This window comes from uncultured Thomasclavelia sp., assembly GCF_944324745.1.
In the GTDB taxonomy this organism is placed as follows: Bacteria; Bacillota_I; Bacilli_A; order Erysipelotrichales; family Coprobacillaceae; genus Thomasclavelia.
On record NZ_CALUXO010000089.1, the window covers coordinates 1 to 11,305 of the forward strand.

Genomic DNA, 11,305 nt, shown 5'->3' on the forward strand with positions numbered 1-11,305 from the left:
AAGCATGGTAAAGAAGAGCATTATTGTTATAGCGACGAAGAATTAGAAGATTTAAAAACTAAGATTGGACCTAATGCTAAATATACTATTCAAAGATATAAAGGGTTAGGGGAAATGAACGCCGATCAATTATGGGAAACAACCATGGATCCTGAAAAGAGAATTTTAAATCAAATTGATTTAGATGAAGCGATGGAAGCTGATATGATTTTTGATATGCTGATGGGTGAAAAAGTAGAACCGCGGCGTGAATTTATTCAAGAAAATGCCAAATATGTAACTGATTTAGATATTTAGTAAAGGAGAAAAGTAATGGAAGAAAGAGGAATTAGAAAAGTAAAACTAACATCAGAAATGAAAAACTCTTTTATGCAATATGCCATGTCAGTTATTGTTGCTCGAGCTTTACCTGATGTTCGTGATGGTTTAAAACCAGTGCAACGAAGAATTATATATGGGATGAGTGATTTAGGATGTACTCCTGGTACGTCATATAAAAAATCAGCCCGTATAGTAGGGGAAGTAATGGGGAAATACCATCCCCATGGTGACTCTTCAATTTATGAAGCTCTAGTTCGAATGGCTCAAGACTTTTCATATCGTTATATGTTAGTTGATGGTCATGGAAACTTTGGATCAATCGATGGTGATGGGGCTGCCGCACAACGTTATACTGAAGCCAGAATGTCACGGATATCTAGTGAGTTAGTTCGTGATATTAAAGAAGATACGATTGATTTTGTTCCTAATTATGATGGTGAGGAAAAAGAACCAGCGGTTTTACCAGCGAGAATTCCTAATCTTTTGATTAATGGTTCAACTGGGATTGCTGTCGGAATGGCTACTAATATTCCACCGCATAATTTAAGCGAAGTAATCGATGCAATTTTGGCAGTAGCTAAAAACCCGGATATTTCAATTGTTGAATTAATGGAAAATTATATTCAAGGACCAGATTTTCCAACTGGGGGTTATATTCTAGGGAAAAGTGCTATTAAAAAAGCTTACGAAACTGGTAATGGTTTGATTGTCATGCGAGCTAAAACTGAAATTGAGGAACATGGAAATAAAAAATCAATTATCGTTACTGAGATTCCTTATATGGTCAACAAAGCTCGAATGATTGAAAAAATTTCTCAGTTAGTAAAAGAGAAAAAAATTGAAGGAATTACTGATTTACGTGATGAATCAAACCGTGAAGGAATTCGAGTAGTAATTGAATTACGAAGAGATGTCCAGCCAGAAGTTATTTTAAATCAATTATATAAATTAACATCTTTACAAACAACATTTGGTGCTAACTGTATTGCACTAGTAAACAATGAGCCAAAAACATTGAATCTAAAAGAAATGATTACTTTATATTTAGAACATCAAGAAGAAGTAATCCGGCGTCGGACTAAATTTAGATTAGGCAAAGCTGAAGATCGGGCTCATATATTGGAAGGATTAAAACGAGCACTAGATCAAATCGATGCTATTATTGAATTGATTCGTTCCAGTCGAACAACTGAAATTATTCAAACTAGATTAATGGAAGAATTCAATATGTCTGATAAACAGGCTAAGGCAATCAGGGAAATGCAATTACAACGTTTAGCAGGTTTGGAAAGAGAAAAGATTGAGGATGAATTAAATAAGTTATTAGAAGTAATCGCTGATTTAAAAGATATTCTTGAAAACAAGGAACGTTTATTATCAATAATTCATGATGAATTAGAAGAAATTAAAAATAGATACGGTGATAAACGAAGAACTGAAATTATTCAAGGAACTTTTGATTTGGAAGATGAAGATTTAATTCCAGTTGAAGATGTTATTATCTCACTTACAAATAATGGTTATATTAAACGGATGCCAGTTGATACGTATAAAGCTCAAAATCGTGGTGGCCGTGGGGTAAAAGGAATGTCAACTAATAATGATGACATTGTTACTTCATTAATTAATATGTCAACCCATGATGATTTATTATTCTTTACTAATTTTGGTAAAGTATATCGATTAAAAGGATATAACGTGCCTGAATATGGACGTTCGGCTAAAGGATTACCGGTAGTAAATCTATTGAATCTGGATAAAGAAGAACACGTTAAATCAATGATCAATATTGATCGTCACCAGTTTGAAGAAAATGATAATTACTATTTGGTTTTTGTAACTAAAGAAGGTTTAATCAAACGAGTACATATCAATGAATTTAGAAGAATTCGTCAATCTGGAAAGATTGCAATTGGTCTTCGTGATGATGATGAATTGATCCAAGTTAAATTGACAGAAGGTAATGATGAAATCTTAATTGCGGCTTCTAATGGTAAATTAGTTCGTTTCAAAGAAGAAAATGTGCGTCCAATGGGACGTAATGCCAGCGGTGTTAAGGGAATTAATGTTGATGGCAGTGAAGTAATCGGAATGACAACTAATCATGAAGGAGAATTTATTTTAGTTGTAACTGAACATGGTTATGGTAAAATGTCACCATTAGAAGAATATCGTTTATCTAACCGTGGTGGTAAAGGTGTTAAGACTATTAATACTACTGCTCGTAATGGTAAGATCGTTGCTTTAAGAGCCGTCCATGGAAATGAAGATTTATTAATCATGACTGATGATGGTATTATGATTCGTTTACCAATGGAACAAGTTAAAACAGCTGGTCGAGCTACTCAAGGAGTTCGTTTGATCAAAGTAAGTGAAGGTCATAAAGTCTCTTCTGTTGAAGTAGTAGAAAAAGCTGAAGAAACAGATGAAGAAGCATCAGAATAATATGTAAATGGGACATCATCGATAAATGATGTCCCATTTTCAAGTCAAAAAACAGTAGTATTCTGGTGAATAATTGCTATTACCTGGGAAATAATTGTTGTAAATAGATACGATGAAAGCAATTGAATATGATAAATAATTATTGTATAATTGTAAAAAATAAGAATAAGTAAGGGAGATATAAAATGATTGATATTGCGATATTAAGAGAAAATCCAACCTTAGTAAAAGAAAACATGAAGAAAAAATTCCAAGATGAAAAGATTGGATTAGTAGATGAAGCATATAGATTAGATAAAGAATACCGTGAAGTAGTTACTAAAGCTAGTGAATTAAGAATGATCCGCAATAAATTATCTAAAGAAATTGGAAAATTTATGCGTGAAGGAAATAAAGAAGCAGCTGAAAATAATAAAAAACAAGTTAATGCAATGGCTGATGAATTAAAAAAATTAGAAGAGTTAGAAGAAAAATATGGTAGTGAATTAAAAGCTATCATGATGAAGATTCCTAACTTTATTGATGATTCAGTTCCAATTGGAAAAGATGATAGTGAAAATGTTGAAATTCAAAAATATGGTGAACCAGTAGTACCAGATTTTGAAATTCCTTATCATACTGAAATTATGGAAAAATTTGATGGAATTGATATGGATGCAGCTGGAAGAGTAGCTGGTCAAGGATTCTATTATTTAATGGGTGATATTGCTCGTTTACATTCTGCAGTATTATCTTATGCTCGTGATTTTATGATTGATCGTGGTTTTACATATGTAATTCCACCATACATGATTCGTAGTAACGTAGTTACAGGTGTTATGAGTTTTGAAGAAATGGATAGCATGATGTATAAAATTGAAGGGGAAGATTTATACTTAATCGGTACATCAGAACATTCAATGATTGGTAAATTTATTGATACAATTCTTGATGAGGATAAATTGCCATATACTTATACTTCATATTCACCATGTTTCAGAAAAGAAAAAGGGGCTCATGGAATTGAAGAAAGAGGAGTTTATCGTATTCATCAATTTGAAAAACAAGAAATGATCGTTGTTTGTAAACCAGAAGATAGTAAAATGTGGTTTGATAAATTATGGAACAATACCGTCGATTTATTTAGATCTTTAGATATTCCAGTACGTACTTTGGAATGTTGTTCCGGAGATTTAGCTGATTTAAAATCTAAAAGTATTGATGTTGAAGCATGGTCTCCAAGACAAAAGAAATATTTTGAAGTTGGATCTTGTTCAAATTTAACTGATGCTCAAGCTCGAAGATTAGGAATTCGTGTTAAAGGTGAAAATGGAAGATATTTTGCTCATACTTTAAATAATACTGTTGTTGCGCCACCAAGAATGTTAATTGCTTTTCTAGAAAATAATTTAAATGAAGATGGAAGTGTTAATATTCCTAAAGCATTACAACCATATATGGGTGGAAAGGAAAAGATAACTACTAAATAGTTATCTTTTTTAAATCAATGAAAAGATTATACGTAAGTGATTTAGATGGTACTTTATTAAATAGTCAAGAAAAAGTTAGCGATTTTACAGTAGCGACTATTAATAAACTAGTCAATCAGGGAATGATCTTTACTTATGCAACAGCAAGATCTTTAGTTTCAGCAAAACCAATCACTAAAGGATTAACCAAAAAATTACCATTAATAATTTATAATGGAGCTTTTATTGTAAGTGGTGAAGACGGAAAAATTATTTATAAAAATAATTTTAATCATGAACAAATTAATTTGGTAAAAAATATTTTAGAACATTATTCAATAAATCCAATGGTCTATGCTATAGTCAATGATAAAGAAAGAGTTACTATTGTCAATGATCATTTACATCCTGGAACATTACATTATCTAAGTAAAAGAACAGATGATTATCGCATGAACTTAACAGATGATTATCAGCAACTATATCAAGGAGATATTTTCTATTTTACCGTTATTGATGATAAAGAACGCTTAGAACCGATTTATCAGCATTTAAAACAATATGATGATTTTAATCTTACTTTCCAGCAAGAAATCTATCGTCAAGAATATTGGCTGGAAATAATGCCTAAGTCTGCTTCCAAAGCTCATGCAATTTTAGAATTAAAAAAGATTCTTGGGTGTGATGAAATTATTAGTTTTGGTGATGCAATTAATGATATTCCAATGTTTAAAATATCAAATCAATGTTATGCTATGGCTAATGCTGTTGATCAATTAAAAGAAATAGCAACCGATGTTATTTTAAGTAATGATGAAGATGGGGTTGCTAGATGGTTATTAGAAAACTATCGTTAAAAATGTCAGTAGGTATCTAATTGATCCTTACTGACATTTTTTATTATTGTAATTAAATTGGAAATAATTGGATTTTGATTATTTTGGTCATAGATTAATTTAATTTCTTCTTCAATGATTGGTTCTAATAATATAGTTTTAAGATATTCATTATAACAATTATCTTTTACAAAAGAATGTAAAATAGCACAGCCTTGGTTACAGGCAATTTTTAATAAGTTTCCCTCAAATTCTGGAAACTTATTTTGATTATCAAGCTTTCTTACATCGAATAAAATATTATTTAATTCTTCTAGTTTAATTGTTTTTTTGCTTGATAATGGATTATCTTTGCTTAATAAAACAACTAGAGGATATTTTTTTATTAACAATTTTTGATAATTATTTTGATGATTATCAATTCCAAGTATTACATCTAAATTAGAATTAGTTAATTGTTGATACAATTCTAAATTAGAATAACTATATAGTTCAAGATTAACTAGGGGATAGTGTTTTTTAAAACTGGTGACCAGATTGACTAATAAAGTTGGATCTAAGTTTTTTAGAAAACCTAATTTTAAAGTACCGGCACTTCCTTGATGATAAGCCGTAAGATTATTTTTAGTTAAATCGACTTGATTAATAATTCTTTTGGCTTCGATTAGAAAAAATTGCCCAAATTTATTTAATTCGATTTGTTTATTTTGACGATTGAAAAGAGGAGCATTTAATTCATTTTCTAGTAGTTGAATTTGTTTAGTAATCGCCGTTTGACTAATATAGAGTTCTTTTGCAGCTTTGGTAAAATTTTTTGTTTTGGCAACCATAATAAAATATTCTAATTGACGTAGATTCATTTAATCGACCTCCATGTTTATTTATTATACTATATTTAAGCACTTTAGCTCGATAATTATGCATCTTACCTAAAGGAGATAGATTCATAATTTTATTTATGCTAGTCTATGAATAGGAGGTAGGCAATGAAAGTAAAGATTGATTGTAATGAAAATAATGAATTAGAAATTATTATTAAATGTAAAGAAGTTGATGATGGAGTAAAGCAAATCATTAATTTACTTGAAGAAAAAACATATATCTTAGGAAAAATCAATAATCAGACTTGTCAAATAAAAATAACAGATATTTATTATATTGAAGCCAATGAAGATCGAGTTTTTATTTATTGTAAAGATAAGATTTATGAAACATCTAATCGATTGTATGAACTAGAACAACAGCTGGATAAACAATATTTTATCAGGATCTCAAAATCGATTATTTTGAATTTAAAAAAGTTATCAAGTGTTAAAGCATATTTAAATGGTCGTTATGAAGGAACTTTGATCAATGGAGAACGAGTAATCATTACCCGTCATTATGTTAGAAATTTTAAAAATAGATTTGGAATGTAGGTGAAATTAATGAAATTAAAAGAAATGCTTAAAACATATTTAATGACGACATTTACATCATATACTTTTATTGTCTTAATTCAAACTCTTTTACTATATTTAGATGGCGTAGATATTTCTAATGGATTAGTGTTAGCTATTTTTATTGTCTGTTTATTAGTTAATCTGATAATTCATTTTATTCATTATCTTGAATTAAAAGATTCGCTTACTAGTTTAGCTTCAGTAATAGCTATTACTATTATGATTTTTTTTGCAAATTATTTTCTGGGAAATAATGATCATATTTTTGAAATAAAAACAATAATAGTCATAATCATTACATCAATTGCTGTTTATTTTTTTGTAATTGGAATTGTATTTATGAAAAATAGTGGAGATGCTAAGAAAATAAATGAAAAATTAAGTTCAAATCATCGAAGCAACTAATAGTTTCGATTAAAGCAACCAATTTGCAAGCTAAACTTGGTAGTCGCAACTGATTTCTATCGGTTATAGTAAGTCATGAGGAGGAGTAATAATGAATAAAATAATTGAAATTAGAAATTTAACCAAGCACTATGGTGAATTGATTGCTTTAGATAATTTTAATCTAGAGGTGTATCAAGGTGAAATACTAGGACTATTGGGACCTAATGGTAGTGGTAAGTCAACCTGTATTAATACCATTTTATCATTATTAAAATTTGATAATGGAACAATTAAATTATTTGATCAAGAGATGACACCAAACGCTTATGAAATTAAAAGAAGGATCGGAGTCGTCTTTCAAGATGTGGCTGTTTTTGAGGAATTAAATGTTTATGAAAATATTGATTATTTTTGTGGTTTATATATTAAAGATAAAAAAATCAAAGCTAAGTATGTTCAAGATGCTATTGATTTAGTTAGCTTGAATGAATTTGTTAAATTTAAACCCAAGCAGTTAAGTGGTGGGTTATTAAGAAGATTAAATATTGCTTGTGGTATTGCTCATAAACCAGAATTAATCTTTTTAGATGAACCAACGGTGGCGGTTGATCCCCAAAGTCGTAATAATATTCTTGAGGGAATTAAACAATTAAATAATCAGGGAGCAACAATTGTTTATACAACTCATTATATGGAAGAGGTAGAACAGTTATGTAATCGCATCATTATCATGGATAAAGGCAAGATTATTGCTTCAGGAGCTATTGATGAATTAAAGAATATGATTAGTTTAGGTCAACGAATAACAATTGTATTAAAACAAAATAATAAAACGCTAATTGAACATTTAAAAGATAATGAAAATATTATGGATATTAAGCAAGAAAACAATACCATTCATCTTTCATTTAAAACTAAAGAAGATAACTTAAGTCATTTAATTGATTATTTACGAAGTCATAATGTTAGTTATACTAGTTTATTTAGTGAACGACCAACATTGAATGATGTATTTTTAGAATTAACCGGAAAAGAGTTAAGAGACTAATGTTTATTCATTTTTTCAAATATCAATTAAAGACGTTACTTAGAAATAAAACAGTTATCTTTTGGACTCTAGTTTTCCCAATTATTTTAGCTACTTTATTTAATCTGGCTTTTTCTAATCTAACTTCAAGTGAAACTTTTAATACCGTAAAAGTTGCTTATGTTGAAAATAAAGAAAATTTGCAGTTTCTACAATTATTAAAGTCACTAGAAAATAGTGATGATAAATTAATTGAACTAGTAATAACTAATCAAAACCAAGCAACTGAAATGTTAGAAAATAATGAAATTAGTGGTTATTATCTAGTAGATGATGATATTGAGTTAATTGTAGAAGATACCGGAATTGATGAAACAATTTTAGAAAGTATTGCCAATGAATATTTAAGTATTCAAAGTACTATGACCAACCTGGCTACAATCAATCCTGAATATTTTGCTACTCAAATAATGAATGATCTTGATTTAAGTCATAATAATTTCAAATCAATAAATTTTAGTGACAATACCGATGCAACAGTAATTTATTTTTATACTTTGATTGGAATGAATTGTTTAAATGCTAGTTTTTGTGGCTTAAGAACTACTAATCAAATCGAAGCCAATTTATCAAGACAGGGAACTAGAACTACCGTTTCTCCGATTTCTAAAGTTATTACAGTTTTATCAGGGATCATTTCAGCTTTTTTGATTCAGTTTGTAATTATGATGGTATTAATGCTTTACTTGATTTATGGGTTAAAGATCAGTTTTGGACACCAGGTAAATTATATTTTACTTTTAATTGCCGTTGGATGTTTTACAGGAGTGGCTTTAGGAAGTTTAGCTGGTAATCTGTTAAAATTTAAAAACGAAGATTATAAAATAACTTTTTTAACCAGTTTTTCTTTAATCTTATCATTTTTTTCCGGAATGATGATCATGGATATTAAATATTGGATTCAAACACATTTACCACTTTTATCATATTTAAATCCAGTTAACTTAATTACTGATGGTTTATATGCGTTATATTATTATGATAATTTAAATCGCTATACAATTAATATTATTTGTTTATTATTAATTGGAATTGTATTAATTATAGCTTCACTTCTTGTAACCAGGAGGAAACAATATGATAGTATTTAAAAATTATTTGAAGATTGCCAGAACTTATGCTTTAACAATCTTGATTTATACGTTTATTTTTCTTGGTTTAAATATTATTGTTGGAATGTATAATTCATCAGCAACTGATTATCAGTCAACTGAGGTTAATATTGCAATTATAAATCATGATGGTAAAAGTGACTTAGTTACTGGACTAACTGATTATATTAGTAAAAATGGAAACTTGATTACTATAAAAGATGATCAAGAGGCCATGCGTGATGCCTTATTTTTCCGTCAGGTTGATTATATTATGATCATTCCTGAAAACTTCAATCAAGATTTTATCAGTGGTAAGGATGTTTCAATTGAAACAATGGAATTACCAGATGCCTATAATAGTATTTATAGTAAAAATCTTTTAAATAAATATTTAAATACCGCTCGACTTTATATCAATAGTAATGTATCAGAATTTAGTACTATGATTGAACAAGACTTAAATAATACTGTTAAAGTATCATTAAATGGACAGCAAAATGATATTGATTTTAGTAAGGTTACTGATTACTATAATTTTGCAAACTACATGTTAGTGACAATAACGATGGTTGTAATTACCATGATAATGGTATCTTTCAACGAAGAAAAGATTAAACGACGTAATCTAGTAGCACCAATTAGTTATCAATCAATGAATCGCCAACTGCTTTTAGGTAATTATACTGTTGGTTTCTTGATTTGGGGACTATATGTACTGTTTAGTTTTATCTTATATCCTCAGGCAATGTTTTCATACAATGGTTTATTACTAGTGATCAATTCAATTGCATTAATGATTTTTATCCAGGTTTTCAGCTTTTTATTGACGAAGTTTACTAGTAATCGAGAGATTCTAAGTGGTATTGGTAATGTGATTGGTTTAGGCAGCAGTTTTCTTTGTGGGGCCTTTGTTCCTCAAAGTATGTTAAGTCCTTTTGTAATTTCAATAGCTAAATTTTTGCCACCATATTGGTTTATTAAAAATAATAACGAGATTGCTAAAATAGCACAATTTAATTTAGATTCATTGAATCCAATATTAATTAATATTATAATTATTTTAGCATTTGCTTTAGTTGTATATATTATTACGCAATTAGTAGCTAAGTGGCAATTAAAAAGATAAAGAGGATGAAGATAATATGGATATTGAATATGTTGAGGCAACTGCCAGTGATGCTAAATGTTTATTGGAATTTCTAAAACAGGTTGCCACAGAAACTCACAATTTAACATTCGAAGCTGATGAATTGGTTTTAAATGAACTTCAAGAAATAGAAAATATTAAAGCAAGTCATGATAGTAAAAATTCATTAATGATCTTAGCTAAAGATAATGGAAGAATCGTTGGTAACGTGACCTTATCTGGAAGTAATCGCAAAAGAATTCAACATCGTAGTAGTTTAGGAATTTCAGTTTTAAAAGAATATTGGCATCAGGGAATTGGCAGTAATCTACTAGCAGCTGCTATTGGTTATGCAATTGAAAATGATATTGCTATAATTGAATTAGAGGTGCTGGCAACTAATAAAAATGCCATTGCATTATATGAAAAGTTTGGTTTTGAAACAATAGGTGTCTATAAAGAATATTTTATTGTTAATGGTGAAACAATTGATGCTAAATTAATGAATTTATATTTATAATAGTGCTTTGAATAAAAGCACTATTATTTTTAAAAGGGGTAATTATATGCATGATATTTGGAATCCCTGGCATGGATGCAATAAAGTTAGTGAAGGTTGTTTAAATTGTTATATGTATTATATGGATAAAAGTTATGATCGGGATGGTTCTTTTATTTATAAAACTAAAAACTTTAACTATCCTTTAAGTAAAAATCGCCAAGGAGAATATAAAATCAAAAGCGGTGAATTGATACGGGTATGTATGGCATCGGATTTCTTTTTAGAAGAAGCTGATCAGTGGCGTGATGAAGCTTGGCAAATTATCAAAAAGCGTAGTGATGTTAAGTTCTTTATTTTAACTAAACGAGCTGATCGAATCAAACAATGTTTACCCTCTGACTGGAATGATGGTTATGATAATGTTATTTTGAATGTAACTTGTGAAAACCAAAAACAGACTGATAAACGAATTCCTTTATTATTAGAAATCCCAGCTAAGCATTATGGCATTATGTGTGCCCCATTAATCGGACCAATTGATTTGTCTAACTATTTAGATAATGATAAAATTGAACAAATTATTGTTGGTGGTGAAAATTATGATGGCAGTCGTCCCT

Annotated in this window: 11 protein-coding genes and 1 pseudogene; 11 read left to right on the forward strand and 1 reads right to left on the reverse strand. The window is 29.1% G+C overall.

All coding sequences use genetic code 11. The annotated features are described in order from the left end of the window. The 4 genes and pseudogenes from Q0K54_RS12600 to Q0K54_RS12615 form a co-directional block, all read left to right on the forward strand. Positions 1-297, forward strand: a pseudogene (locus tag Q0K54_RS12600) (DNA topoisomerase IV subunit B); the annotation flags it as partial. Positions 298-312: 15 nt separating this feature from the next. Beyond that, positions 313-2,766 (forward strand): DNA gyrase subunit A, encoded by a 2,454-nt coding sequence (gene gyrA / locus Q0K54_RS12605; protein ID WP_294581745.1) that lies wholly within the window; start codon positions 313-315, stop codon positions 2,764-2,766. 185 nt (positions 2,767-2,951) lie between these two features. After that, the gene (serS, locus tag Q0K54_RS12610; RefSeq protein WP_294581747.1) at positions 2,952-4,235 is read left to right on the forward strand and encodes a serine--tRNA ligase; all 1,284 of its coding nucleotides are present in this window, start codon (positions 2,952-2,954) and stop codon (positions 4,233-4,235) included. A 17-nt stretch (positions 4,236-4,252) separates the two neighbouring features. After that, on the forward strand, positions 4,253-5,071 hold the full coding sequence (locus Q0K54_RS12615; RefSeq protein ID WP_294581749.1) for an HAD family hydrolase: 819 nt from the start codon (positions 4,253-4,255) through the stop codon (positions 5,069-5,071). Positions 5,072-5,076: 5 nt separating this feature from the next. Here Q0K54_RS12615 and Q0K54_RS12620 read toward each other — a convergent pair whose 3' ends face one another. Then, positions 5,077-5,910, reverse strand: coding sequence for a LysR family transcriptional regulator (locus Q0K54_RS12620; RefSeq protein ID WP_294581751.1), 834 nt, complete (start codon positions 5,908-5,910; stop codon positions 5,077-5,079). A 126-nt stretch (positions 5,911-6,036) separates the two neighbouring features. Here Q0K54_RS12620 and Q0K54_RS12625 point away from each other — a divergent pair, with 126 nt between their 5' ends. The 7 genes from Q0K54_RS12625 to Q0K54_RS12655 all read left to right on the forward strand — a co-directional run. Continuing rightward, positions 6,037-6,468: a LytTR family DNA-binding domain-containing protein gene (locus Q0K54_RS12625; RefSeq protein WP_294581752.1), complete on the forward strand. Its 432-nt coding sequence runs from the start codon at positions 6,037-6,039 to the stop codon at positions 6,466-6,468. A gap of 9 nt (positions 6,469-6,477) precedes the next feature. After that, positions 6,478-6,897 carry a DUF3021 domain-containing protein gene (locus Q0K54_RS12630; RefSeq protein ID WP_294581754.1) on the forward strand — a complete coding sequence of 140 codons (420 nt, stop codon included), beginning with the start codon at positions 6,478-6,480 and terminating at the stop codon, positions 6,895-6,897. 91 nt (positions 6,898-6,988) lie between these two features. Further along, a complete protein-coding gene (locus Q0K54_RS12635; protein ID WP_294581756.1) occupies positions 6,989-7,927 on the forward strand; it encodes an ABC transporter ATP-binding protein in 939 nt (312 codons plus the stop codon). Then, positions 7,927-9,057 (forward strand): ABC transporter permease, encoded by a 1,131-nt coding sequence (locus Q0K54_RS12640; RefSeq protein WP_294581758.1) that lies wholly within the window; start codon positions 7,927-7,929, stop codon positions 9,055-9,057. The genes Q0K54_RS12635 and Q0K54_RS12640 overlap by 1 nt, the downstream gene beginning before the upstream one ends. Next, on the forward strand, positions 9,044-10,186 hold the full coding sequence (locus Q0K54_RS12645) for an ABC transporter permease (protein WP_294581761.1): 1,143 nt from the start codon (positions 9,044-9,046) through the stop codon (positions 10,184-10,186). Before Q0K54_RS12640 ends, Q0K54_RS12645 begins: the two co-directional genes overlap by 14 nt. Positions 10,187-10,202: 16 nt before the next feature. Then, complete coding sequence (locus Q0K54_RS12650) at positions 10,203-10,706, forward strand: GNAT family N-acetyltransferase (protein ID WP_294581763.1); 504 nt, start codon at positions 10,203-10,205, stop codon at positions 10,704-10,706. 46 nt (positions 10,707-10,752) lie between these two features. After that, positions 10,753-11,305: DUF5131 family protein (locus tag Q0K54_RS12655; protein ID WP_294581765.1), on the forward strand; the 553-nt coding region annotated here is incomplete at its 3' end.